The 26,227-nt window shown below is 67.3% G+C and carries 21 protein-coding genes; 18 read left to right on the top strand and 3 right to left on the bottom strand.

All coding sequences use genetic code 11. The annotated features are described in order from the left end of the window. The first annotated feature begins 6 nt into the window (after positions 1-6). Positions 7-2,961 (top strand): bifunctional [glutamine synthetase] adenylyltransferase/[glutamine synthetase]-adenylyl-L-tyrosine phosphorylase, encoded by a 2,955-nt coding sequence (locus tag VGN82_RS18105; RefSeq protein ID WP_327528431.1) that lies wholly within the window; start codon positions 7-9, stop codon positions 2,959-2,961. A gap of 13 nt (positions 2,962-2,974) precedes the next feature. Here VGN82_RS18105 and VGN82_RS18100 read toward each other — a convergent pair whose 3' ends face one another. The 3 genes from VGN82_RS18100 to VGN82_RS18090 form a co-directional block, all read right to left on the bottom strand. Beyond that, positions 2,975-5,272, bottom strand: coding sequence for a sensor histidine kinase (locus VGN82_RS18100; RefSeq protein ID WP_327528430.1), 2,298 nt, complete (start codon positions 5,270-5,272; stop codon positions 2,975-2,977). 212 nt (positions 5,273-5,484) lie between these two features. Beyond that, positions 5,485-8,130, bottom strand: a complete 2,646-nt coding sequence (gene pepN, locus VGN82_RS18095; protein ID WP_327528429.1) for an aminopeptidase N — start codon at positions 8,128-8,130, stop codon at positions 5,485-5,487. Positions 8,131-8,230: 100 nt separating this feature from the next. Beyond that, the gene (locus VGN82_RS18090; RefSeq protein WP_327528428.1) at positions 8,231-9,676 is read right to left on the bottom strand and encodes a cation diffusion facilitator family transporter; all 1,446 of its coding nucleotides are present in this window, start codon (positions 9,674-9,676) and stop codon (positions 8,231-8,233) included. Between the two features lie 148 nt (positions 9,677-9,824). Here VGN82_RS18090 and VGN82_RS18085 point away from each other — a divergent pair, with 148 nt between their 5' ends. The 17 genes from VGN82_RS18085 to VGN82_RS18005 all read left to right on the top strand — a co-directional run bounded on the left by VGN82_RS18085 (position 9,825) and on the right by VGN82_RS18005 (position 26,178). Next, on the top strand, positions 9,825-10,274 hold the full coding sequence (locus VGN82_RS18085) for a VOC family protein (protein ID WP_327528427.1): 450 nt from the start codon (positions 9,825-9,827) through the stop codon (positions 10,272-10,274). Between the two features lie 28 nt (positions 10,275-10,302). Beyond that, on the top strand, positions 10,303-11,205 hold the full coding sequence (locus tag VGN82_RS18080; RefSeq protein WP_327528426.1) for a PfkB family carbohydrate kinase: 903 nt from the start codon (positions 10,303-10,305) through the stop codon (positions 11,203-11,205). A 111-nt stretch (positions 11,206-11,316) separates the two neighbouring features. Next, the gene (locus VGN82_RS18075; RefSeq protein ID WP_327528425.1) at positions 11,317-12,171 is read left to right on the top strand and encodes an urease accessory protein UreD; all 855 of its coding nucleotides are present in this window, start codon (positions 11,317-11,319) and stop codon (positions 12,169-12,171) included. A 10-nt stretch (positions 12,172-12,181) separates the two neighbouring features. After that, complete coding sequence (locus tag VGN82_RS18070; protein ID WP_327528424.1) at positions 12,182-12,514, top strand: hypothetical protein; 333 nt, start codon at positions 12,182-12,184, stop codon at positions 12,512-12,514. After that, entirely contained in the window at positions 12,511-13,131 is a 621-nt protein-coding gene (locus VGN82_RS18065) for an urease subunit gamma (protein WP_327528423.1), read from the top strand. Before VGN82_RS18070 ends, VGN82_RS18065 begins: the two co-directional genes overlap by 4 nt. A 26-nt stretch (positions 13,132-13,157) precedes the next feature. Next, positions 13,158-14,894 carry an urease subunit alpha gene (gene ureC / locus VGN82_RS18060; protein ID WP_327528422.1) on the top strand — a complete coding sequence of 579 codons (1,737 nt, stop codon included), beginning with the start codon at positions 13,158-13,160 and terminating at the stop codon, positions 14,892-14,894. Positions 14,895-14,962: 68 nt separating this feature from the next. Next, positions 14,963-15,220 (top strand): hypothetical protein, encoded by a 258-nt coding sequence (locus tag VGN82_RS18055; RefSeq protein ID WP_327528421.1) that lies wholly within the window; start codon positions 14,963-14,965, stop codon positions 15,218-15,220. A gap of 75 nt (positions 15,221-15,295) precedes the next feature. Continuing rightward, a complete protein-coding gene (locus VGN82_RS18050; RefSeq protein WP_327528420.1) occupies positions 15,296-16,336 on the top strand; it encodes an ABC transporter substrate-binding protein in 1,041 nt (346 codons plus the stop codon). Positions 16,337-16,456: 120 nt separating this feature from the next. Then, positions 16,457-16,765, top strand: coding sequence for a putative quinol monooxygenase (locus VGN82_RS18045; RefSeq protein ID WP_327528419.1), 309 nt, complete (start codon positions 16,457-16,459; stop codon positions 16,763-16,765). A gap of 26 nt (positions 16,766-16,791) precedes the next feature. After that, a complete protein-coding gene (locus VGN82_RS18040) occupies positions 16,792-17,478 on the top strand; it encodes an urease accessory protein UreE (RefSeq protein WP_327528418.1) in 687 nt (228 codons plus the stop codon). Positions 17,479-17,489: 11 nt separating this feature from the next. Continuing rightward, on the top strand, positions 17,490-18,164 hold the full coding sequence (locus VGN82_RS18035; protein WP_327528417.1) for an urease accessory protein UreF: 675 nt from the start codon (positions 17,490-17,492) through the stop codon (positions 18,162-18,164). An 88-nt stretch (positions 18,165-18,252) separates the two neighbouring features. Beyond that, a complete protein-coding gene (ureG, locus tag VGN82_RS18030; protein ID WP_327528416.1) occupies positions 18,253-18,885 on the top strand; it encodes an urease accessory protein UreG in 633 nt (210 codons plus the stop codon). Positions 18,886-18,990: 105 nt separating this feature from the next. Further along, a complete protein-coding gene (locus tag VGN82_RS18025; protein WP_327528415.1) occupies positions 18,991-19,575 on the top strand; it encodes an ANTAR domain-containing response regulator in 585 nt (194 codons plus the stop codon). Continuing rightward, on the top strand, positions 19,572-20,603 hold the full coding sequence (locus tag VGN82_RS18020) for a CmpA/NrtA family ABC transporter substrate-binding protein (protein ID WP_327528414.1): 1,032 nt from the start codon (positions 19,572-19,574) through the stop codon (positions 20,601-20,603). Before VGN82_RS18025 ends, VGN82_RS18020 begins: the two co-directional genes overlap by 4 nt. Before the next feature lie 363 nt (positions 20,604-20,966). Further along, positions 20,967-22,262, top strand: a complete 1,296-nt coding sequence (locus VGN82_RS18015; RefSeq protein ID WP_327529175.1) for a CmpA/NrtA family ABC transporter substrate-binding protein — start codon at positions 20,967-20,969, stop codon at positions 22,260-22,262. A 3-nt stretch (positions 22,263-22,265) separates the two neighbouring features. After that, entirely contained in the window at positions 22,266-23,480 is a 1,215-nt protein-coding gene (locus VGN82_RS18010) for an NAD(P)/FAD-dependent oxidoreductase (RefSeq protein ID WP_327528413.1), read from the top strand. Between the two features lies 1 nt (position 23,481). Continuing rightward, on the top strand, positions 23,482-26,178 hold the full coding sequence (locus tag VGN82_RS18005) for a nitrate reductase (protein ID WP_327528412.1): 2,697 nt from the start codon (positions 23,482-23,484) through the stop codon (positions 26,176-26,178). Positions 26,179-26,227: the final 49 nt, after the last annotated feature.

Raw genomic sequence — 26,227 nt, 5'->3', positions numbered from 1 at the left:
TGCGCGATGGCCGGGTTGCTCTGTGACAGGTTGGAGGCGGCGCCGGTGCTTCCGGCGCGGGCCCGGGCCGCGACCCTCGTGACGCACGATCTGATCGAGCGCCTGCATGATGATGAGGCGGCGCAGGCGTTGGGCGCTCACTTCGCAGCGCATCCTCGTTCGGCCGATATCATTGCCGGTGTCGTGGCGCATGCGCCGTTCCTGACGCAGATCATGCGTCAGAATCCGGCCCTGCTGCTCACCTGCCTGACCAGCGCGCCGGAGGCGCATCGCGACGCACTGCTGGCCGAGATCGAAGAGCAGGGCAGAGCCGCCACCGAGACGGCCGAGCTGATGCGGTTGCTTCGCCGCTTCCGCGGAGCGATGGCCCTGCTGATCGCGCTCGCGGATATCGGCGGCGTCTGGAATGTCGAGACCGTCACAGCGGCGCTGACGGCCACAGCCGACATGGCGGTCAAGCTGGCAACCGAGCACGTCCTGCGCCAGGCAGCCGAACTTGGGCGCGTTCGTCTCGCCGATCCGGGCAATCCGGGGGAGGGTTCGGGCCTCGTCGTGCTGGCGCTCGGCAAGCATGGCGCCGGCGAGCTGAACTATTCCTCCGACATCGACATCGTCGTCTTCTTCGATCCGGAAGCGGCCGAGGCGGCAGGCGTCGCCGAGCCGACGAGCTTCTTCGTCAAGCTGACACAGCAGATCGCGCGCATCATCCAGGAGCGCACGCCGGACGGCTATGTCTTCCGCGTCGACCTGCGCCTGCGGCCCGACCCGGCCTCGACCCATGTCGCCGTCGCGCTGCCCAGCGCCTACGCCTATTACGAGACCGTCGGCCAGAACTGGGAACGGGCGGCGATGATCAAGGCGCGTCCCGTCGCCGGCGACATCGCGCTCGGGCAGCGCTTCATAAGGGATCTCGCCCCCTTCATCTGGCGGAAGTACTTCGACTTCGCGACGATCGCCGACATCCACGCGATGAAGCGCCAGATCCAGACGGTGAAGGGCCACGAGACGATTGCGGTCGCCGGCCATAATGTGAAGCTCGGGCGCGGCGGCATCCGCGAGATCGAGTTCTTCGTGCAGACGCAGCAGCTCGTCTTCGGCGGACGGCGGCCTAGCCTGCGCGGCCCCCGCACGCTGGAGATGCTGGGCGAGCTGACAAGCGAGGGCTGGATCACGCCCCAAGCGCGCGACGAGCTGGCCGAATCCTATCGCTGGCTGCGGACCATCGAGCATCGGCTCCAGATGCGCGACGATGAGCAGACCCAGACCTTGCCGAAGCAGGCGGGGGATCTCGAGGCCTTCGCCCGCTTCTGCGGCTATCCCTCGACCGCTGCCTTCGGCAAGGCGTTGACCTTCCATGCCCGGCGCGTCGAGGGCCACTACGCGCTGCTCTTCGAGGAGGGGCCGAGCCTGGCCGCCGAAGCCGGGACGCTCAGCTTCACCGGCTCGGAGCCCGATCCGGCGACGCTGGAGACGCTGCAGAAGCTCGGATTCCGCAATGCGCTGACGGCCGCCGAAACCGTTCGCGGCTGGCATTTCGGCCGTCGCGCCGCCGTCACCAGCGCCCGTGCCCGCGAGGTGCTGACCGAGCTGACGCCCGCGCTCCTCGTCGCGCTCGGCCGCACCGCCGATCCCGACGGCGCGCTCGCCCATCTCGACAATGCCTTCGTGCGCATGCCCGCGGCGGTCGAGCTGCTGACCTTGCTGCGCTCGCAGGATTCACTGCTGACCCTCTTCGCCGAAATCCTCGGCAGCGCGCCGCGCCTGGCGAAGGTTGCAGCGCTCCATCCCCATGTCCTCGATGGCGTGATCGATCCCGCTTTCGGCAAGGCCTCGCCGGACTGCGACGCGCTGGAACGTCGTATCCGCAGCTTCGTCGGTTCGCCGCCGCCGAGCGTCGAGGATGGACTCGACAGGCTGCGCGATGCGGCCCGGCAGGAGAACTTCCTGGTCGGTGCCAGGCTGCTCTCGGGCGTCTATCCAGCGCAGACGGCGGCACAGGCCTATTGCACTGTCGCGGAGGCCTGCCTCCGCGTGGCCTTCGCCGATACGCGCGAGGCCTTTATCGCCGATCACGGCGTCATCGAAGGCGCGCAGAGCGTCGTGCTCGGCCTCGGCCGGCTCGGGGCGGGCGAGCTGACGCCGTCCTCCGATCTCGACCTGATGCTGCTCTATGACCGGCCGGAGGACGCCGAGTCGAGCAATGGCCGCCGCAGCCTCGATCCGGTGACCTGGCATGTCCGCTTCACCCAGCGCCTCGTCGCCGCGCTGACCGTGCCCACGCGACGTGGCACGCTCTACCAGGTCGACATGCGGCTGCGGCCCTCCGGCAACAAGAGCCCGGCCGCGACCCAGTTCGCCGGCTTCGAGGCCTATCATTCCGGCGAAGCCGAGATCTGGGAGGAGATGGCGCTGACCCGCGCTCGGGTCGTCGCTGGCGATCCGGAGTTGGGGACGCGCGTCGAAGCCTCGATCCGTACGATCCTGACCCGGCGCCGCGATCCCGCCAAGGTGGCGGCGGCGGTCGCCCAGATGCGCGCCCTGATCGCGAAGGAGAAGGGCGAGAAGAACGCCTGGGACCTCAAGCTCGCGCTCGGCGGCCTGACCGATCTCGACTTTCTCGCCCAGTTTTTCGTGCTCGCTTACTCCAGCGATCATCCCGGCCTGCTCGTGCCTGACACGGCCTCGGTCTTTGTCGCTGCCCGTGCGGCGGGGTTGCTCGCGCCAGCTGACGCGGCCGCGCTGGAGGAGGCGGTGCGGCTGATCGGGGATGTTCAGCTCTGGCAGCGCTTTACCGTGGATGAGGCCTTCGATCCTGCGGCCGTGCCGGCGCGCGTGCTGAACCGGATCGCGACGGCCGTCGGACGGCCGGATACCAAGGTGCTCAGGGCGGAGCTCGACGAGGTGCGCGCCGGCGTGCGCGCCATCTTCACCCGCATCCTGGGGGCCGCCCGCTCCGGCTGACGGAGCGGTGGCGTCACGCCGCCCGGGCCGTGATCCTGCTGGCGCCGCCGTCGAGCGGCAGATGGACCATGACGATGGTGCCAGCGCCGATGGCGGAGCGCAGGCGCAGTGAGCCGCCATGCAGCTCGGTCAGGGAGCGGGCGATGGCGAGGCCCAGCCCGGAGCCCTGATAGCTGCGGGTGAAATCGCCCTCGACCTGCTCGAAGGGGCGGCCGATGCGACCGAGCTTCTCGCGAGGGATGCCGATGCCGGTATCCTCGACGAAGATGTTCAGCGCGCCCGGAACCTGCTTGATGCGGATGGCGATCTGGCCTTCGTCCGGCGTGAACTTGACGGCGTTGTCGAGCAGGTTGTCGAGGACCTGATAGAGCGCATGCGGGTCGGCTTCGAGGTGTGCATTGCGGGCGCCCTCGATGGTGAGTGCGAGGCGCTTGCGGTCGATCTCGTCCTGAGACTTGCGAACCGCCTCTTCGATGACCAGCCCGAGCGCGACGTCGGACTTCTCCAGATGGACCTTGCCGGCTTCGAGGCGCGACATGTTGAGGATGTCGTCGATGATCCCGAGCAGGTAGCCGCCGCTGGAGCGGATGTCCTGGACATAGTCGGTGTATTTCTCGCAGAGCGGCCCGAACAGCCCGTTCTGCATGATCTCCGAGAAGCCGATGATGGCGTTCAGCGGCGTGCGCAGCTCATGGCTCATATTGGCCAGGAACTCGGACTTGGCGCGGTTGGCGCTTTCGGCCGCGGCCTTCTGCTCGAGATAGCGCTCGGCCAGGTCGGCGAGCTGCTGCGCCTGCGTTTCCAGCTTCTGACGCGAGGCCTTCAGGTCGGTGACATGCATCAGGAGCTGATGCTCTGATTGGGTCAGCCGCTCTTCCTGCTGCTTCAGCTTGGTGATGTCGGTGCCGACCGAGACCGAGCCGCCATCCTTGGTGCGACGGCCGTTGATCTGCAGCCAGCGACCATCCGACAGGCGCGCCTCATGGGAGGAGGCCCCGTCGACGCTGCGCAGCGCGCGCATCGACTCGCGGTCGATGTTCGGCTGGGCGCTGTGCGCCATGATCTCGCTGTGGCTGGCGCCGCCCTGGGCCAGCTCGGCCGGAAGCTGATGGAGCTGCTGGTACTTGGCGTTGCAGAGCACGAGGCGATTGTCGGCATCCCAGAGCACGAAGGCTTCCGAGATCGCTTCGACGGCATCGCGCAGGCGGGCGTCGGCGGTGGCGGTGCGCTCGGCCATGCGGCGCTGCTCGGAAATGTCGACGACGATTCCGACGAGATGCTGGGACTGCGTGCGGCGGTCGGTGACCAACTCGGCGCGGGCCTTCAGCCAGATCCAGTTGCCGGCGCTGTCGCGGACCCGGAACTCCTGGTCGAGATGGCTGGCCTCGCCGCGGCTGATCGCGTCGGCCAGAGCGTAGAGATTGACGTCGTCGCGGTGGATGAAGCCGCTGACCTCGCCGAAGGACATGTACTGCCCGGCGCGGTCGTAGCCGAGCATGGCGTACATCGAATCCGACCAGTAGATCCGTCCGCGCGCCAGGTCCCAGTCCCACAGGCCGCAATGGCCGCGGTTGAGCGCGGTGTCGATGCGCTCGCGGACGCAATCGCAATCCTCGTCGGCGGCGCGCGCCCGCCGCGATTGCACGACGAAGCCGATGGTGATCGCGGTCAGGACGATGCCAGCCGTGGCGAAGAGTAGTGCGAGGCCGCTGCGGCGCTGCTGCCAGGTGGAGAGCGCGCGCGAGACCGGCTGCAGCACCGCGACCTGGCCGAGGGGGGCGGCGAGGTTGCGGACGGTGGCGAGGACCTCCGTTCCGCCGGGCAGCGTGATCCGCATGACGCCGGCGCGATCGCCGAAGGCGGTCAGGGCCTGGGTCGGGCCGAGGAAGTCGACGAGCGTGCGCTGCGTTTGGCCGATCGCCGGTTCGCTCGCGACGACATGGCCATCCTCGGCGCTGACGTGAACGATGCGCCCATGCGCTGCCAGATGTCGCGAGGACAGCATCGTCAGCGCGCTCGCGGGCGCCACGCCCTTCTGCGTCGCGTTGTCGATTTCACGGGCGAGCAGGGCGGAGACCAGATCCATGTCCCCGGCGGCGTCCTGCAGGGCATCCTCGCGCATGGCCGCGGTCTGGATCGCGGCGCCGACCGCGAGCAGGATGACGAAAACGGCGACCAGGCCTGGGATGACGGTGCGGAAAGTCGGTTCGAGGCTTTCGAAGCGCTGGTAGAGCGGATGCGTGAGTGATCTTGCGACACCCAGAATCGAATCCGTGCGCACTGCTGCGCAGCTCGCGTTGGCACGCGTCATGCCCGTTCCCCTTCGGATACTTTACCGTGGTAGATCGGGAGACGTGCCGCATCCCCGCGAATCACTGTCAGTTGAATCCGCGCGAGTCGGTTTGTCTAGCTTTGAGTTGAATCAACCGTGACGAATTCTCCTTTAGGTTGCATGGCTTGGGCAGATGAATCCTGCGCGCGTAATGAAACGTTAACCTTTCGGACAGGTGCGCGTTAACCTGTTCAGGCGAGGGTCCGTTCGGCGATGTCGGCGACGTCCCGCGACAGGTTCGGCGTCTGCGCCACGATGGCCAATCTGGCCTCGGCCAGCGCCTTCCGGCCGGGCTCCAGCATGCGCCAGCTCTTGAACGAACCGAGCAGGCGCGAGGCGACCTGCGGGTTGGTCCGGTCGAGCGCGATCACCATGTCGGCGACGAAAGCATAGCCCTCGCCGTCAGGGCGGTTGAATTGCGTCATATTGGCGGCAAAGCCGCCGATCAGCGCCCGCACGCGGTTGGGGTTGCCGAGCGAGAAGGCCGGGTGCTGCATCAGGGCCTTGACCCGGTCGAGCGTGCCGGGTTCCGGGATCAGCGCCTGTGCCATCAGCCATTTGTCGAGCACCAGGGGCTCGGCCGCATAGGTCTGCGCAAAGCGGGCGATGAGGGCCTCGCGGGCCTCGCCCTCGACCAGCGTCATCGCCGCCAGCGCGGCCAGCCGGTCGGTCAGGTTGTCGGCGGTCACGAACTGCGCCGTCGCGAGGCGTGCGCCGGTATCCGGGGCGGTGAGCGCGATCAGCCCCAGCGCCTCGTTGCGCAGGGCGCGCCGCCCGGCGGAGGTCGCGTCGGGGCGATAGGCGGTCTGCGTGCTCAGGACCTCGCGCAATTCATGGAGCTGCGCCGCGATGCTGCGTCCGACTTCGACCGAGAGAAGGCGATGGGCGGCATGGATCGCATCCGGGTCGACATTGCCGCCGATCTCGCGGGCGATGTCGGACTGGGCCGGCAGCCGTAGCACTTGTGCTGCGAAGGCGGGGTCCGTCGGAGCCTGCGTTCGCAGGAAGCCGCCCAGGACGTCGGCGAGTTCACCGGCGGTCGCGATGAGCGCATCGCGTCGGCTCGGGTCGCGCCCTGCGGCCACCAAGGCGCGGGTCGCGACCGTTTGCAGGGCCTGCCAGCGGTTGAAGGAGTCGCTGTCGGTCGAGAACAGCCGCAGCAACTCCGCGTCAGAGAGATCGAGTTCCAGCCGCGCCGGAGCCGAGAAGCCGCGCAGCAGCGAGGGAATCGGAGGCTCGGCGACATCGTTGAAGGTCACCGAAAGCGACGGCTGGTCGAGCACGACGAGCCCGTCGCCTGCATAGGCGGCGGAACCCGTCTTAAGCGGCAGGTCGCCCGTCGCCCCGACGAGGCCGAGCGCGACGGGCAGAACGACGGGCAGCTTTTCCGGCTGGCCCGGTGTGGGCGCCGTCGTCTGGGCGAGGTCGAGCGTGTAGCTTCGGGCGGCGGCGTCATAGCGCCCCGACGCCACGATCGTCGGCGTGCCCGACTGTTCGTACCAGCGCGCGAAATGCGCCAGGTCCCGGCCGGAGGCTTCCGCGAAGCAGGCGAGGAATTCCTCGATCGTCGCCGCTGTGCCGTCGCAGCGCTCGAAATAGAGGTCCATGCCGGCCCGGAAGGCGTCGTCGCCGATCAGGACCTTGAGCATGCGGATCACCTCCGCGCCCTTCTCGTAGACGGTCGGTGTGTAGAAGTTGTTGATTTCCTTGTAGGCGCGCGGCCGGACAGGGTGAGCCAGCGGCCCGGCATCCTCTGAGAACTGGGTCGTGCGCAATGTGCGGACATCGGCGATCCGCTTCACCGGGCGCGAGCGCTCGTCGGAGGAGAATTCCTGGTCGCGGAAGACGGTGAGGCCTTCCTTCAGGCAGAGCTGGAACCAGTCCCGGCAGGTAATGCGGTTGCCGGTCCAGTTGTGGAAATACTCATGCGCGATGATGGCCTCGATCGAGGCGTAGTCGCCGTCGGTCGCGGTCTGCGGATCGGCGAGCACATATTTGTCGTTGAAGATGTTGAGGCCCTTGTTCTCCATCGCGCCCATGTTGAAATCGGAGACGGCGACGACGTTGAACACGTCTAGATCGTAGTTGCGACCGAAGACGCGCTCGTCCCAGCGCATGCAGCGGATCAGGCAGTCCATCGCCCATCCGGCGCGGTCGGCCTTGCCCGGTTCGACATAGACGGCGAGTTCGACATTGCGGCCATCGGCCGTGACGTAGTCTTGGCGGACATGGTCGAGCGCACCGCCGACCAGTGCAAACAGATAGGCGGGCTTGGGGTGGGGATCGTGCCAGACGGCGAAGTGGCGCTCGCCGCCCGGCACCTCGCCTGCGGCGACGAGATTGCCGTTGGACAGCAGCACCGGCGCGATCAGCTTCGTCGCCTCGAGGCGGACGGTATAGACCGACATCACGTCCGGACGATCGAGGAAATAGCTGATCCGGCGGAAGCCGTCGGCCTCGCATTGCGTGCAGTACACCCGCGACGAGAGATAGAGCCCCATCAGCTTGGTGTTGGCGGAAGGATCGATCTCGGTGTCGATCAGCAGTGTGAAGCGACGGGCAGGCGGGGCATGCAGTGTCAGGCTCTGCGGCGTGACGCTGTAAGCGCTTTCCTCGATCAGCAGGCCGTCCAGTCGCAGCGCGCTCAGGGACAATTCGTCGCCGTCGAGCACCAGCGGTGCGCCCGGCCGCCCAGCCGGATTGGGCCGCAGGCCCAACAGTGAGCGCACCCGCGTCTTGGTCGGATGCAGGCTGATGTCGAGATCGACTGTGTCGATCAGCCAGTCCGACGGACGATAATCCTCGAGGCGGATCAGCGGAGTGTCTTCGGAGCGCATGGAAAACTCTGGCAAGCGGCGTGTCAGGCGAAGTTAGTTAGCGTAGCTGGTCTGTAGCCCGCCTGGCGAGGTGCCGATAGGGCAGGGCCGGTAGCGTTGTCTAGCTTGCGAAGCTCCTGATCGCCGGTTCGGCGTGGCTGACGAGGCGGCAGACCTGGGGCCGGGCGATCCTGACGGCCCGCTCGATCTGGTCGACGGCGGTGTGGACCGAGGCGACGTCAAGCGCCGGATCGACCCGGCAATGGTAGTTCACCACGAGGCCTTTCGGCGTTTGGCGCACCCTGACGCTATGGATGTCGTGGACCGGCCCGGCAAGGCTGGCAGCCTCCGCGGCGAGCGCTTTGCCGATGTCCTCGACCGCTTCCCAGGCCGCGTCGTGCCCCGTCGGGGTCTCGGTCTCCATGGGCTCGATATGGGTCTCGACCTCGGTCTCGCCGCCGAACTCGGCCCTGATCGCGGCCTCGAGGCGGCTGGCGATCTCATGTGCCTGGCCGAGCGGCAGTTGGGCCGCCACCTCCATGTCGAGGCTGACCGACAGGCGCTGGCCGATGGTGTGCACAGTGACATGGTGCACCGGGATCTTGAGCTTGAGGGCGATCAGCAGCACGCGTTCGAGCGCGGTTTCGTCGTCGACCTGTACGGGATCGGCGGTGATCGTGATCTCGGCATCGGGTTCCGCATTCAGCAGCGCGCCTGCAAGCCCGGCCTTGATCGCTGCGACACGGTCGAGCGGCAGCGTCCGGGAGACACTGATCCCGATCTCGCCATGGATGCGCCCACCGGCAGGCCGGACCCTGAGCCAGTTGACCCCGACCACGCCGGGCACGTTGCGGGCGACCTCGCGCAGCTTGTCGCTGACGCCTTCGGGCGCTGCGTCCATCAGCGTGTCGAGGACGCGCCGGGCAAGGCGGTAGGCCGAGAACGCGGTATAGGCGGCGATCGCGAAGGCGGCGATCGTGTCGGCGCGCGCGACGCCGTACCAGACGCCGATCAGGCCGACCAGCACCAGCGTCGAGCCGACGAAATCGGCCGAGAAATGCGTCGCCTCGGCGGCCAGCGCCTCGCTGCCGGTCTCCTTCGCCACCTTGGTCAGCGAGCGCCAGCGGATCGCGTCGACGACCATCGACAGCAGCATGATGCCGATGACGAGCGGTGTCACCTGCACGGTTTCGATCAGGCCCGTCCACAGGCGATTGCCGGCCTCCCAGAGGATCGCGCCGGCCAGCGTGAACAGGATGGCGGTCTCGACGAGCGCCGCCAGAGCCTCGACCTTGCCGTGGCCGTAATGGTGTTCCTCGTCGGCAGGCTTGTCGGACACGCGCACCGCGAACCAGGTGAATAGCGTTGAGCCGACATCGATCAGGCCCTGCAGCGCATCCGCCAGCAGCGCCAGAGAGCCGGACAGGATCGCCCCGATGAACTTCGCGCCGGTCAGGAGCAGCGTCGCCATCACCGAGAGGATGGCGGCACGCTGCTTGATCTGCGAGATCTGGGTCGCAGTCGCCCGGACGGGCGTGCCGTCCGGCGCGTCTTGCATTGAATTCATGGCCCGTCCTGCCGGCTGCGTCTTGGAACTGTTTTCGGGAGAGGCGATGCTTTCGCCCGATTCAACGGTAGGATCAACCCGGCGCCGCCCGCCGGGCCCCATCAGAACGAGTTCGGCCTTTTGATGCCGACCGGAGAGGAAGTTCAATATGCGTTATCTCCACACCATGGTCCGCGTCACCGATCTCGACGCTTCGCTCGACTTCTATGTGAACAAGTTCGGAATGGTCGAAACCCGCCGCATCGAGAACGAGAAGGGCCGCTTCACCCTCGTCTTCCTCGCATCCACCGACGATCTCGACGCGGCTCGCGCAGGCGGCTCGCGCGGCGCTCCGACACTGGAGCTGACCTACAACTGGGATCCGGAGGTCTATACCGGCGGACGGAATTTCGGCCATCTCGCCTACGAGGTCGACGACATCTACGCGACCTGCGACAAGCTGATGAAGGCCGGCGTCACGATCAACCGCCCGCCGCGCGACGGCAACATGGCCTTCGTCCGCTCGCCCGACAACATCTCGATCGAACTGCTCCAGAAGGGCGATCCCAAGCCGCCGGCCGAGCCGTGGCTGAGCATGCCGAACACGGGTGCCTGGTGATCGGCAGGGCTCTCGCGCGGGAAGACGCATGACGGGCGTCTTCTGCCTGGGCATCTCGACGCTCGACTATGTCTACAGCGTCGAGACCATGCCGACGCGTGGCGAAAAGTACCGCTCGAAGGGGCTCGCCGTCGTCGGCGGGGGCTGCGCCGGCAATGCCTCCGTCGCGATCGCTCGCCTCGGCGGATGCTGTTGGCTCGCGACCCGCCTTGCCGACGACCTGACCGGCGACCAGATCGTCGCCGATCTGGCGGGCGAGGGGGTGGACACGCGCTTTGCTCGGCGCGTTCCCGGCCTGCGCTCGCCGGTCTCGGCCATCCTGGTCGACGCGCAGGGCGAGCGCATGGTGATCTCCTATTCCGATCCGGAGATGCCGGAGGATACGGACTGGCTCCCGACCGCTTTGCCGGACGGAGCACGCGCCGTGTTGACCGACACGCGCTGGGGGGAAGGGGCGCTGGCGGCGCTGCGGCTGGCGCGGCAGGCGGGCGTGCCGGGCGTTCTCGACGGCGATCGCAAGCCGCCTCATCCCGATCTCGTCGGCACCGCCAGCCATGTCGCCTTCAGCGCCCAGGCGCTGCGCGAACTGTCCGGCGAGGACGATCCGCGCGCCGGGCTCATACGGATTGCGCGCGAGGGCCCGACCTGGCTTGCCGTGACGCTCGGCCAGGAAGGCGTGCTGTTCCTCGAAGATGGCGCCGTCGCGCATATGCCGGCCTTCTCGGTCGAGGCCGTGGACACGCTCGGCGCCGGCGATGTCTGGCACGGCGCCTTCGCACTGGCCTTGGCCGAGGGGCAGGGCGAACGTTCGGCGATCCGCTTCGCCTCGGCGGCGGCTGCGATCAAATGCACGCGCTTCGGCGGGCGCGCCGGTGCGCCTCGCCGTGCCGAGATCGAGGCTTTCCTGCAAGATCGAGGCGCGCCGGGCTGATCGCGTATTGCCTATAATTTGGGCGCGCTAGCGCCCCGAGGCCCTTGCCCGGCAAGCGGCTGCGCGGAAGATTGCTGAAGCGTTGTCGATGTCTTTGCTTCGGGCCTTTCCATGTTCGCGCCGCCCCTTCCGGCAGCCAGTGATCCGCTCCTGCCCGCCTATGTGCGCGCCGCAGGCGGAGTAGGGCTGCGCTTCGGCTGCATCGCCGGGCAGACGCATCGCCTCGACGTGTCGGAAACCGGCGGCTATCGCGCCCGATTTCCGACGACGTTCGACGCGACCAGCGAGGCCGTGCTGATCAACACCGGCGGCGGCATGGCCGGCGGTGACGCGATGCGCGTCGACATCGACCTTGGCCCCGGCAGCGATGCGATCGTCACGACGCAGGCGGCTGAGAAGATCTATCGCAGCCAGGGCTCGGACACGCGCATCGAGACGACGTTGTCTGTCGGTGCAGGCGCGAGCCTCGCCTGGCTGCCACAGGAAAGCATCCTTTTCTCCGGCGCGCGGCTGGCCCGCAGCCTGAACGTCGATCTGGCCGCGGATGCCCGGCTCGTCGCCTGCGAGACAGTTTTCTTCGGCCGCGCCGCCATGGGAGAGACGATGCTGCGCGGCACGCTGCGCGACCGCTGGCGCATCCGCCGCGAGGGCAGGCTGGTCTTCGCCGAGGATGTGCGGCTCGAAGGGGCCATGGCCGAGACGCTGGCGCGGCCGGCCGTCGGCGCCGGGGCCCGCGCCGCTGCCACGCTCATCTCGGCCGGCGGCGACCTTCAGGACAGGCTCGATCTGGTCCGTGCGCAGGGCGCCGACGAGCACGCAGGCGACGTCGAACTCGGCGCCGGCATTGTCTCGGACCTGCTTGTGATCCGCCTTCTCTCCCGCGACGCCCAACGCTTGCGTCGCGTGCTCGTCACGCTGCTCGGGCATCTGACCGGCCGTGCGCTGCCGCGCACCTGGTCAACTTGAGGAGAGCATGATGCTGGCGATCCAGGGTCTGAAGTGCATCTACGACACCGGCGCGCGTGGCTGGGCCATCGAACTTGCCCTGAGCGGGGAGGGCGAGGAGGCCGTGCGCCGTTTCGAGGTCGACGGACCCGATGATGCCGAGATGTTGATCGAGGCTTTCGAGGAATCCACCTCCAGCGCCTTCGATCCGGCGACGGGCGAGATCGTCTTCGCTTACGAATATGCCGATTTCGCCGTCGAGGACGAAGACGACGAAGACGGTGAGGAAGACGAAGATCAGGACGACGAGGACGAGGCCTCCGAAGACGAGGTCGACGAGGACGAAGAGAAGGCGAAGCAATGAATCTGACGCCGCGCGAAAAGGACAAGCTGCTCGTCGCCATGGCCGCGATGGTGGCGCGGCGCAGGCTGGAGCGCGGCGTCAAGCTCAACTATCCCGAGGCCGTCGCGCTCATCACCGACTTCGTCGTCGAAGGTGCGCGTGACGGCCGATCGGTCGCCGATCTGATGCAGGCCGGCGCCCATGTCGTCAGCGCCGACCAGGTCATGGACGGCATCGCCGAACTGATCCACGACGTCCAGGTCGAGGCGACCTTTCCGGACGGCACCAAGCTCGTCACCGTGCATGAGCCGATCCGCGGTTCGCTCGGGGCGCTGAAGCCGGGCGAGGTCAAGACCCTCCCGGGCGACCTGATCATGAACGAGGGCCGTGACAGCCTGACGCTGACGGTCGCCAATACCGGCGATCGGCCGATCCAGATCGGTTCACACTATCATTTCTTCGAGGCCAACCCGGCGCTCGCCTTCGAGCGCGAGAAGGCGCGGGGCTTCCGGCTCGACATTCCCGCCGGCACGGCGGTGCGCTTCGAGCCTGGCCAGACCCGCGACGTGAAGCTCGTGGCACTCGCCGGCAAGCGCGAGGTCTACGGCTTCCGTCAGGATGTGATGGGCAAGCTCTGAGCGCGGCCTGAGGAGGAGACGAGACGATGCCCTTCAACTTCCCGCGCAACGCCTATGCCGCGATGTTCGGCCCGACCACCGGCGACACGGTGCGTCTCGGCGATACCGATCTCTGGATCAAGGTCGAGAAGGACTTCACCACCTATGGCGAGGAGGTGAAGTTCGGCGGCGGCAAGGTCATCCGCGACGGCATGGGCCAGTCGCAGGTGCGCAACGCCGACGGCGCCGTCGACACAGTCATCACCAACGCGCTGATCCTCGACCACTGGGGCATCGTAAAGGCCGATATCGGCATCACCGGCGGACGCATCGTTGCCATCGGCAAGGCCGGAAATCCCGACATCCAGAGCGGCTTCGGCAATTTCGATCCGACCGAGACGATCATCGTCGGCCCCGGCACCGAGGTCATCGCCGGCGAGGGCAAGATCGTTACCGCCGGCGGCTTCGACAGCCATATCCATTATATCTGCCCGCAGCAGATCGAGGACGCGCTGATGGGCGGCCTCACCACCATGCTCGGCGGCGGCACCGGTCCCGCGCACGGTACGCTGGCGACGACCTGCACGCCCGGCCCCTGGCATCTCGGCCAGATGATCAAGGCGGCTGACGCCTTCCCGATGAACCTCGCCTTCGCCGGCAAGGGCAATGCCGCGCTTCCCGGCGCGCTGGTCGAGATGATCGAGGCCGGCGCCTGCGCCATGAAGCTGCACGAGGACTGGGGCACGACCCCGGCTGCGATCGACAACTGCCTCTCGGTCGCCGACGACTATGACGTGCAGGTGATGATCCACACCGATACGCTGAACGAGTCCGGCTTCGTCGAGGACACGATCAAGGCCTTCAAGAACCGCACCATCCACGCCTTCCATACGGAAGGGGCGGGCGGCGGCCATGCGCCCGACATCATGAAGGTCGCAGGGCTTCCGAACGTGCTGCCCTCATCCACCAACCCGACCCGGCCCTTCACGGTCAACACGCTCGACGAGCATTTGGACATGCTGATGGTCTGCCATCACCTGTCGCCCTCGATCCCCGAGGATCTCGCCTTCGCGGAGAGCCGGATCCGCAAGGAGACGATCGCGGCCGAGGACATCCTGCACGACATCGGCGCGCTCTCGATGATGTCGTCGGATTCGCAGGCCATGGGCCGTGTCGGCGAGGTCGTCACCCGGACCTGGCAGACCGCCCACAAGATGAAGGTCCAGCGCGGCGCTCTTGCCGAGGACGTCGGCACCGGCGCCGACAATTTCCGCGCCAAGCGCTATGTCGCCAAATACACGATCAACCCGGCGATCTCGCATGGCATCTCGCGCCATATCGGCTCGATCGCGATCGGCAAGCTCGCCGACATCGTGGTCTGGTCGCCGGCCTTCTTCGGCGCCAAGCCCGATCTCGTCATCAAGGGCGGCTCGATCGCGGCCGCTCCGATGGGCGACCCGAACGCCTCGATCCCGACGCCGCAGCCGGTGCATTACCGGCCGATGTTTGGCGCCTTCGGCAAGGCCGTGACCTCGACCTCGCTGGTCTTCGTCTCGCAGGCGGCCATGGCGAACGGCCTCCGCAACCGGCTCGGCACGGAGAAGGAGATGGTCGCTGTCGAGAACACCCGCGGCGGCATCTCGAAGAAGAGCATGATCCACAACGACGCCACGCCGGACATCCAGATCGACCCCGAGACCTATGCCGTGGTGGCGGACGGAGAGTTGCTGGTCTGCGAGCCCGCGAAGGAACTGCCGCTGGCGCAGCGCTACTTCCTGTTCTGAGCAGCGAAGCCGCGGAACAGGCCGCCCGGCACCGCGTTCCTCCCCTGCCAGAGCAGGGGAGGTCCAACATGGCTCACAAGAACGCCGGCGATCCCAAGGGACGGCAACCCGAGGCGCTCGCCACCTTCGCGGCCAGCGCCCGCAATGCCGGCCACAAGCCGGATAAGGTCGGGCTGACGGCAACGCCAGAAACCGCACCTATCCCGACATCGAGCCAGAAAAAGGCACAAGCCGCGACGAAAGTCCTGCGCGAGGGCGTGCTCAAGCGCGATCAGGGGGCCGAAGAGGCGATCGATGCCCTGCCGGATCGCACGCGCAGCCGTTGATGGCGACTGGGCATTGACACGGCGAAGGGCAGCAGTTTTCTAGTCGGCAAAAGATTATCGACTGGGAAGAACGCCATGGACCGCTACCGCGCCGCCCGCATCGGGGCCTTTGCTCTTGCTGTTTCGTTCGGTGTGGGCCTTGCGCTCCCCGCTTCGGCACAGGGCGAGGTCACCGTCTACTGCTCGATCCTCGAGGAGCAGTGCCGCGAGGGCGCGACGATGTTCGAGAAGGCGACCGGCATCAAGGTCGCCATGGTGCGCAAGAGCACTGGCGAGGTCTATGCCCAGGTCAAGGCCGAGGCCGGCAATCCACGCGGCGACGTCTGGTGGGGCGGCCCCGGCGAGCCGCATCTGCAGGCCGCCGATGAGGGGCTGCTCGACGAGTACAAGTCGCCGAAGCAGGCGGAACTGCTCGATTGGGCGCAGCGCCATGCCGAGCAGGCCAAGTTCAGGACATCGGGCATCTATCTCGGCGCGCTCGGCATCGGATACAACACGGAGCTGCTCAAGAAGCGCGGGATCGCGGCGCCGAAATGCTGGTCCGACCTGCTCGATCCCAAATTCCGGGACGAGGTCCAGATCGCTGATCCGAACTCCTCGGGAACGGCCTATGTGTTCCTGGCGACGACGGTCCAGCGCCTCGGCGAGGAGAAGGGCTTCGACTATCTCAAGGCCCTGCACAAGAACATCAACCAGTACACCAAGTCCGGGATCGCTCCCGTCAAGGCGACCGCGCTCGGCGAAACGACGGTCGGCATCGCTTTCATCCACGACATGCTGACGCAGAAGCTGCAGGGCGCGCCGATCGAGACGGTCGCGCCCTGCGAGGGCACGGGCTACGAAACCGGCTCTGTCTCGATCATCAAGGGCGGCAGGAACCCGGAAGCTGCACGCAGGTTCGTCGATTTCACGCTGTCGCCCGAGGCGCAGAACATCAACGCCAAGCTCAAGATCAACTCGATCCCCTCGAACCGGAACTCGGCACTCTCGCCTGACGCGCCGAAGTTCTCGGAGATGAAGCTGATCGACTACGACACCCCGCGCTGGGGCTCCCCCGCCGAGCGCTCGCGCTTGTTGAAGAAGTTCGACGCCGAAGTGAAGTCGCTGCCGCGATGAGGCGCGCCGATCGTTCGGCGTGAGGATCGACAGGCGATCCTTTTCTGAGCGGCTCTGCATCCAGGCAAGCTGCCACTGCGTAGTCAGGCTTCATGCCCGTCGCTTTTCGGAGCCTGATTAGTGTCTGAGCCTTTCATCGTCATCGCACGCGTCGAGGTCCGCCCCGACGCGTGGGAGCAATTTGTCGCAGCTGCCAATGAATGCATCGCCGAGACCCGCAAGGAACAAGGCTGCCTTGCCTACGAAATTCATGAGAGCCTGACGCAGGCCTGTCGTTTCGTATCCTTTGAAAGCTGGGAGACGCGCGCGGACATCGATCGCCACATGCGTTCTCCGCACATGGTCGCGTTCCTGGAGGCGACGAGGGCTTGCGTCACGGCGCCTCCGGTGATCGAAGTGGTCGAGCCGCGGTCGATCGACTGCCTCTGATCTCTATCTGTCACGGACGCCTCATCATGTTTCGCGCCATCTCCGTCGTTCGCAAGGCCGCCGTCAGGCAAGACCGCGTCGTGGATACGCTGACGCTGGACCATGACGACAGAAACCGCCGCCGCCTCGCGCTCAAGGGCGATGGCGGCCTCGATGTCCTGCTCGATCTCGACAAGCCGACGGCGCTCGGCGACGGCGACGCCGTGAAGCTGGAAGACGGCCGGCTCGTCCTGATCAAGGCCGCGCCGCAGAGCCTGCTCGAGATCCGCGCCGAGAACCCGCTGCGGCTGATGCGGGTAGCCTGGCATATCGGTAACCGCCACACCCCGGCCGAGATCACGGCGGATGCGATCTATATCGAGAACGACCATGTCCTCGCCGAGATGGTTCGTGGCCAGGGCTGCGCGATGACCGCTGTGACGCGGCCGTTCCAGCCCGAGCGCGGTGCCTACGACCACGACCACGCCAATTGCGACCATCCCGACCATCATCATGGTCACGGCCATCACGACCATGGCCACCACGATCACCATGGCCATGGTCACGGCGACCACGGCCATGCCCATAGCCATGCCGAGGCGCACGCGCACAGCCACGCTCACGCCCATTCCCACGGCGATGCCTGCGGCTGCGGGCACGACCACGGTCATCACGACCACGGCCACAAGCACGGCGCGGAACACGGCCACAAAGGCCACTCCCACGATCATTGAGCATTGCGGCCATGGCGGCCCATCTGCCCCTGATGGTCTGGCTGTCGCCGTCCTTCCCGGTCGGCGCCTTCGCCTATTCGCATGGCCTGGAATGGGCCTTCGAAAGCGGCGACCTGCATGATGCCGCGACGCTCCAGGACTGGCTGGAGGCGCTGGTTTCCCACGGCTCGCTGCGCAACGATCTGATCCTGTTCGCCTGCGCCGCCCGTGCGGTCGAAACGGGCGACGATGCCGCCCTCGTCGAGATCGCGGAGCTCGCACTGGCGCTGGCGAATTCCGCCGAGCGACGGCTCGAGACCGTGACCCAGGGCAACGCCTTCGTCACGGCGCTGCGCGCCGCCTGGCCCTGCGCCGCCATCGATCGCCTCAAGGCCGCTTGGGCCGGCGATGTCGCCTATCCGCTTGCCGTGGCGACCGCGAGCGCCGGCCATGGCCTGCCGCTGGCGGCCTCGTTGGAGGCCTATGGCCTCGCCTTCGTCGCCAATCTCGTTTCGGCTTCGGTCCGGCTCGGCATCGTCGGTCAGACCGATGGGCAGAAGGTGACGGCCGCGCTGGTCCCCGCCGTGCAGGTCGCGGCAGCGGGCGCCGCGCCTGCGACACTGGGCGACCTCGGCGGCTGCACGTTGCGCTCGGACATCGCCTCGCTGCGTCACGAGACGCAGTATTCGCGGCTGTTCCGGTCGTGAGCGCGGCGCGCGACTTGCATCACCACGCCCTGCTTTGCCTTGCCGCCACGGCCGGCTACCCTGTCTTGCTGCTCAAGGAACTCTGAAGATGTCGCGCTCTCCCCATGGTCCGCTTCGCGTCGGCATCGGCGGCCCTGTCGGCTCCGGCAAGACGGCGCTGATGGAGGTGCTCTGCAAGCGGATGCGTGACGCCTACGATCTCTGCGCCATCACCAACGATATCTATACCAAGGAAGACGCCAGGCTGCTGACGGTCGCGGGTGCGCTGCCGCAGGAGCGGATCATGGGCGTCGAGACCGGCGGCTGCCCCCATACCGCGATCCGCGAGGACTGCTCGATCAATCTCGCGGCGGTCGAGGAGATGCGCGGCAAGTTCCCGAAGCTCGACCTCATCCTGATCGAATCCGGCGGCGACAACCTCGCTGCGACCTTCTCGCCCGAGCTCGCCGACCTGACGATTTACGTCATCGATGTCGCGGCCGGCGAGAAGATCCCGCGCAAGGGCGGGCCGGGCATCACGCGCTCGGACCTGCTCGTCATCAACAAGACCGATCTCGCCCCCCATGTCGGTGCAGATCTGGCCGTGATGGACCGGGATTCGCGCCAGATGCGCGGCAAGCGCCCCTTCGTCTTCACCAATACCAAGGCGGGCGAGGGGGTCGATGTGGTGGTGGATTTCATCGAGACGGCGGGCGGCCTGCGGGCTGCGCCAGCGGCGTGACGAAGGCTTTCGCCGGGCTTCGCGCTGCACGCCGACCAAGGATAGATATGCGGGGCGCCACAGGGCGCTTCGCGAGCCGAAGCTAACACTGCCCCACTGCCGATCATGAGGCCGGATCTGAAAATCCTGATCGTCGACGCCAATCCGGTGCGCGCGGCCATCATCGATGAGGGCCTGCGTGAGGCCGGCTTCACCGACCTTGTCCGCATTGGCGCGACGCATGGTCTCGTAGCGGCGATCGAGACCCATGATCCCGATGTCGTCGTCATCGATCTCGAAGATCCCAGTCGCGATGCGCTGGCCGACATGTTCCTGGTCAGCCGCCATGTGAAGCGGCCGATCACCATGTTCGTCGATCAGTCGGATTCGGCCTCGATCGAGGCGGCGGTCGAGGCTGGCGTCTCGGCCTACATCGTCGACGGGCTGAAGAAGGAGCGCATGCAGCCGATCCTTCAGACCTGCATCAGCCGCTTCAACGCCTTTCGCAAGCTGCGCGAGGAACTCGACGAGGCCCGCTCCCAGCTCGAGGAGCGCAAGCTGGTCGATAAGGCCAAGGGCATCGTCATGCGCATGAAGAACCTGTCGGAAGACGAGGCTTATGCCCTGCTCCGGCGCACCGCGATGAACGAGAAGCGCAAGCTCGTCGATATCGCACGCTCGATCATCACGGCTGCGGAGGTGTTCAAGTGACGCTGCACTTGCGTGTCGGCTTCATGCCGCTGGTCGACTGCGCGCTCGTCGTGCTCGCCAAGGATGAGGGGTTCGCCGAAACCGAGGGGCTCAACCTGGAGCTGGTGCGCGAGGTCTCCTGGTCCAATCTGCGCGACAAGCTGAATGTCCGCCTCTTCGACGCCGCCCATATGCTCGGTCCGGCGGCGATCGCGGCGACGCTCGGCGTCGGCGGGGTCAAGGTGCCGATGGCGGCGCCGCTCGCGCTCAATCTCGACGGCGCGGCGATCACCGTCTCGGTGCGCCGCTATGAGGAGTTGGCCCGGCTTGCCGATGGCGACATGGCCGATACGGAGGTCTCGGCGAAGGCACTTGCCGCAATGGTCGCGCGGCGCAAGGCGTCGGGCCTGCCGCCTTTGACGCTCGCTGCCGTCTTCGGCTTTTCCAGCCATACCTATCTGCTCTGCGAATGGCTGGCGAAGGGCGGGCTGTCGCTCGGCACGGACATCCGCTTCGAGGTGGTGCCGCCGCCGCAGACCGTCGAGGCCCTGACCAGCGGCCGCGTCGACGGCTTCTGTGCCGGGGCCCCCTGGAACGCGGCGGCGGTGTCCGCCGGTATCGGCGCCATGGTTCACACCGGCACCGATCTGCGGCGCGATTGCCCGGACAAGGTGCTCGCCTGGCAGGCCGACGATGTCGAGCGCCGCGCCGAGGCTGTTCGCAAGCTCTCCGCCGCGATCCTGCGAGCCAGCGATTGGGCCAGCGATCCCGTCAATATTCCGCGCTTCGCGAGGCATCTCGCGGCGCCGGACCGGCTGGCCCTGCCGGTCGAGATCCTCGAGCCGGTGCTGCAATTCAATCTGCTGCAGGGGGCGGGACGGCTGCCGCGTCGGGTCGAGCGCTTCATCCGTTTTGACCGCGCGGCATTGCGGCCCGAACCGACCCATGCCGACTGGATCCTGGCGGGCATGGAGCGAGCCGGGCAGGTCGTCCGCACGCCGGAAATGACCGCGCAGGCGAGGGCGGTCTATCGACCAGCCTATTTTTAAGGCAGATCCGGCCTAATGGCCGATATGACTAATTTTTGGACGTTAGCGGCATTTTTGTGCGGCGCGGGATAAGTTTGCGCCATGCGCGCCGGCCCTGCCATTTCCTGCTAACTTATTGCAATTCCAGACTCTGCGCGCCAGCGCGGCGCTTGGCACGATCCTTGTAAGGATTGTTGCAACGCGGCCAACGCTGCCCGCGTCATCCTCCGAACCGGAATGCACAGCAACGTCGCTGTCGAAACGTGCCCCTGGGCGCATTTCGCGCGGCGTTTTTCGCGTTCGGCGGCTGGCGGGCCCACTCATTTTCAGAACGAGAGGCGATCGATGACCAAGAGAGTCGTGACCAAGCCGAAAGCCATTGCCATGGACGACCGGGCCGTCGATGCCGGTCGCCGCCAGCTGCTCAAGCTCACGGGCGCAGCGGCCCTCCTCAGCGCCGCCCGGCTCAGCTTTCCGTCGGGCGCCTTCGCGCAATCGACCGGCCCCGAGGTCAAGGGCACGCGCCTCGGCTACATCGCGCTGACCGATGCCGCGCCGCTGATCATCGCCAAGGAGAAGGGCCTCTACGCCAAGTACGGCGTTCCCGACATGGACATCTCCAAGCAGGCCTCCTGGGGCGCGACGCGCGACAACATGGCGCTCGGCTTCAAGGCCAACGGCATCGATGGCGGCCACATCCTGCGCCCGAAGACGCATCTCTACTCGACCGGCAAGGTCATGCAGAACAACCAGCCGCTGCCGATGTACACGCTGCTGAACCTCAACGAGGACGGCCAGGCGATCTCGGTCTCCAACGAGTACAAGGACCTCAACGTCCAGAAGGATTCCTCGCCGCTGAAGCAGGCCTTCGAGCGCAAGAAGGCCGCCGGCAAGGAACTGACCGCCGCGATGACCTTCCCGGGTGGCACGCACGACCTCTGGATCCGCTACTGGCTCGCCGCCGGCGGCATCGACCCCGACACCGACATCAAGGTCATCACCGTGCCGCCGCCGCAGATGGTGGCGAACATGAAGGTCGGCACGATGGACTGCTTCTGCGTCGGCGAGCCCTGGAACGAGCAGCTCGTCAACCAGAACATCGGCTACACGGCGCTGACCACGGGCGAGCTCTGGTCCCGCCATCCCGAGAAGATCCTCGGCATGCGCGCCGATTTCGTCGACGCAAACCCGAAGGCGACGCAGGCCATCCTGATGGCCGTCATGGAAGCCCAGCAATGGGCTGACAAGCGCGAGAACCGCCAGGAGCTCGCCGAAATCGTCGGGCGCCGGCAGTGGTTCAACGTTCCCGTCGGCGACATCAACAAGCGCCTGCTCGGCGACATCAACTACGGCAATGGCCGCGAGGTGAAGGGCACGAACCTGCAGATGAAGTTCTGGGGCGACGGCGGTTCCTCCTCCTATCCCTGGAAGTCCCTCGACACTTGGTTCGTCACCGAGAACATCCGCTGGGGCAAGTTCGAGCCGAACTTCGACATCAAGGCGCTCGTCGACAAGACCAACCGGGCCGATCTCTGGCGCGAGGCGGCGAAGACGCTGGGCGTCGCCGGTGCCCCGACCGCCGACACCCGCGGCGTCGAGACCTTCTTCGACGGCGTGAAGTTCGACCCGGCGGCGCCGATGGACTACCTCAAAGCCCTCAAGATCAAGCGGGTGGCTTGAACCATGGCCGAGCCCCTGATCATCGTCGGGAAGGGCATGGCCGCGACGCGGCTGGTTGATGAACTCAGCCAGCGCGCGCTCGGCCGCTATTCCATCGCGGTGATCGGGGCGGAAGGCCGCCTGGCCTACAATCGGGTGCTACTTTCGCCGCTGCTCGCGGGAGAGATTGCCGAGCCCGAAATCGAGCTGAAGCCCGCGGCCTGGTGGAAGGCCCGCGGTGTCTCGACACTCTATGGCCGCGCCGTCTCGACGATCGACTGCGCAGCCAGGACCGTCACGCTGGAAGACGGGCTCGCCCTGCCTTACGCCAAGCTCGTCCTGGCGACGGGCTCGAAACCGCTGAAGCCGCCCTTCCCAGGCGGCGACTTGCCGGGCGTCGCGACCTTCCGCGACACAGCCGACGTCAGGGCGATGCGCAGCTTTGCCGAGCGCGGTGCCCGCATCGTCGTCATCGGCGGCGGCCTGCTCGGGCTGGAAGCCGCCTATGGTCTGTCGAAGGCCGGCGGGGAGGTAACCCTCCTGCATTTGGTCGACCGCCTGATGGAACGCCAGCTCGACGCCGAGGGGGCGGCCCTGCTGGCTTCCGCGATCACGGCGCGGGGGATCGATGTGCGCCTGAACAGCGCGACAAAGGGCTTCTTCGGCAGCGACAAGGTCGAGGGTGTCGAACTCCAGGACGGCACGGTGATCCCCGCCGATCTCGTCGTCATCGCGATCGGCGTGCGGCCGAACACCGATCTCGCCAAGGCCGCCGGCCTTGGCGTCAACCGCGGCATCGTCGTCGATGACGGCATGGCCAGCGACGACGCCTCGATCTTCGCGATTGGCGAATGCGCGGAACATCGCGGCAGCGTCTACGGGCTGGTCGAGCCGGCTTACGAGCAGGCCCGCGTGCTCGCGACGCGGCTCGCCGGCAAGCCCGCCGCCTATGAAGGCTCGCTGCTCGCGACCAATCTAAAGGTCAGCGGCGTCGGCGTGTTCTCGGCCGGCGATTTCGAGGCGGGCGAAGCTGACGAGACGCTCGTGCTGCGGGACCGTTTCGCCGGCATCTACCGCAAATTCGTGCTGCGTGAGGGCAGGCTCGCCGGCTGTGTCCTCGTCGGCGATACCCAAGGGGCGCTGTTCTATCTCGGGCTGATCCGTTCGGGGCAGGACATCTCGGCCATCCGCGCCGACCTGCCCTTCGGCGAGCCCTACTGCATTGGGAGGGCTGCCTGAGATGCGCAGCGACGCCACTCTCCCGGCTCCCGGCAATGCCATCCGCACCACCTGCGCCTATTGTGGCGTCGGCTGCGGCGTGCTGGCCACGCCGGACGGCAAGGGCGGCGCTGCGATCGCCGGCGATCCGTCCCATCCGGCAAATCTGGGGCGGCTCTGCTCGAAGGGCTCCGCACTGGGCGAGACATTGGGGCTCGGCTCGCGCGTGCTGCATCCGATGCGTCGCAATGCTGATGGCGGCTACGACCGCGTCGGCTGGGATGTCGCTCTCGACGCCGTCGCCGACGGCCTCAAGCAGATCGTCGAGCGCGACGGCCCGGAAGCGGTGGCTTTCTACCTTTCGGGCCAGCTCCTCACCGAGGACTATTACGTCGCCAACAAGCTGATGAAGGGCTTCATCGGCTCGCCCCATGTCGACACGAATTCGCGGCTCTGCATGTCCTCGACGGTCGCCGGCCACCGGCGCGTGCTCGGCTCCGACACGGTGCCGGGCAATTACGAGGACCTCGACAGCGCCGACCTGATCGTGCTCGTCGGCTCCAACACGGCCTGGTGCCATCCCGTCCTGTTCCGCCGGATGCAGCAGAACCGGACCGAGCGCGGCGCCCGCATCGTCGTCATCGACCCGCGCGCCACGGCGACTGCGGAAGACGCAGACATGGTCCTCGCCATCAGACCGGGCTCGGATTCGGTCCTGTTCGCCGGCCTGCTCGTGCATCTCGCCGCCAACGGCCTGACCGACGGCACCTATCTCGCCCGTCATGTCTCCGGCTACGAGGCGGCACTGGAGAATGCCCGGGAAATCGCCCCGAGCATCGCGAGGGTGGCCGAGCGAACCGGTCTGACGCCTGTCGAGATCGCCGCCTTCTACGAGCTTTGGGGCGCAACGCCCGCCGTCGTCACGGCCTGGAGCCAGGGCGTCAACCAGTCGGCGCAGGGCACAGACAAGGTCGCGGCGATCCTTCACTGCCACCTCGCCACTGGCCGCATAGGCCGCCCGGGCGGCGGGCCGCTCTCGCTGACCGGTCAGCCCAACGCCATGGGCGGGCGCGAGGTCGGCGGGCTCGCCAACATGCTGGCTGCCCATATGGGCTATTCGGCTGCCGAGATCGACCTTGTCGGGCGCTTCTGGAAGGCGCCGAGGATGGCGCAGGCCGAAGGGCTGAAGGCGGTGGCGATGATGGAGGCCGTCGACGAGGGCCGCATCAAGGCGCTCTGGGTGATGGCGACGAACCCGGCCGTCTCCCTGCCGCGTGCCGACGCGGTGAAGGCGGCGCTCGGCGGCCTCGACCTCTTCGTCGTCTCCGAGAACGTGCTGTCCAACGACACGCTCTCGGCCAAGCCGCATTTCATCCTGCCCGCCGCCGCCTGGGGCGAGAAGGACGGCACTGTCACCAATTCCGAGCGACGCATCTCGCGCCAGCGCGCCTTCCTCGCTCTGCCCGGCGAGGTGAAGCCGGATTGGTGGATTCTCTGCGAGGTCGCCAAGCGTCTCGGCTTCGACGAGGCCTTCGCCTATGCCGGCCCGTCGGAGATCTATGCCGAGCACGCTGCGCTGTCCGCCTTCGAGAACGATGGCAGCCGAGATTTCGACATTGGCGCCCATGCCGAACTCCCAAGAGCCGCCTATGACGCGCTGAAGCCGGTGCAATGGCCGCTGCCGGCCGGCAGCGCGCAGGGAACGCCGCGCCTCTTCGCGCAGGGCGGCTTCTTCACCGGCGATGGCCGCGCGCGGATGGCACCGCTCGCCGTGCCAGCGCTGGCCAACGCCACGACCGAAGAGTTCCCGCTGCTGCTCAACACCGGTCGTGTCCGCGACCACTGGCACACGATGACGCGTACCGGCCTGAGCCCACGCCTCAGCGCCCATATCTCCGAGCCTGCCGTCCAGGTGAACCCCGCCGACGCGGCTCGTTTCGGGCTCGGCGAGGGCGGCTTCGCCCGCATCAGCAACGCCTTCGGCGCGGTCGTGCTCAAGGTCACGCTGGATGCCGGCGTTGGGCCCGGCTCGCTCTTCGCGCCGATCCACTGGTCGGGCGAGACGGCCTCGCATGCCCGCATCGGAGCCGCCGTGCAGCCGGCCTGCGACCCCTTCTCCGGCCAGCCCGAGATGAAGGCGACGCCTTCGGCCATCGCGCCGGTGGCTTACGCGTCGCAGGGCTTCGTGCTGTCGCGCGAGGACTTCGCGCTGCCTGAAGGAAGCTGGTGGTCGAAGCTCGCGGTCGACGGCGGCGAGGGCCGTCTGTTCGCGACCGATGCCGAGCCAGCCGAGCTGATGGCTGCCGTTCGCGCCGCCTTCGGCGAGAATGGCCTTACCGAGATGGTCGATGCCAAGGGCGGCGTCTATCGCTGCGCCGTCATCCGCGAGGGCCGGCTCGTCCTGGCGCTGTTCGTCGCGCCCTCCGGCCGCGCGCCGCTCTGGGACACGGTCAAGCTCGCCTTCGCCGACGCGCAGGCCCTGCCGGAGAACCGGCTGGCGTTGCTCGCCGGCCGCAATCTCGATGGTGCTGCCGATCCCGGCCCGACCGTCTGCGCCTGCTTCGGCGTCGGCCTCAACGCGATCCGCGCCGCCTTCGCCGGCGGTGCGACGACGCCCGAAGACATCGGCCGGCAGCTCAAGGCCGGCACCAATTGCGGTTCATGCCTCCCGGAAATCCGCCGCATCGGCGCGCAGGCACGCGCCACGGTCGCGGCGTGAGAGACGGCGGCATGAACCAGTGCGGAACCAGCAACCAGAGGAGGGCCCG

Origin of the sequence: Allobosea sp. (genome assembly GCF_035999205.1) — a bacterium.
In the GTDB taxonomy this organism is placed as follows: Bacteria; Pseudomonadota; Alphaproteobacteria; order Rhizobiales; family Beijerinckiaceae; genus Allobosea.
Note: the sequence above shows the minus strand (reverse complement) of the source record. Positions and strands in the feature narration are given on the sequence as shown.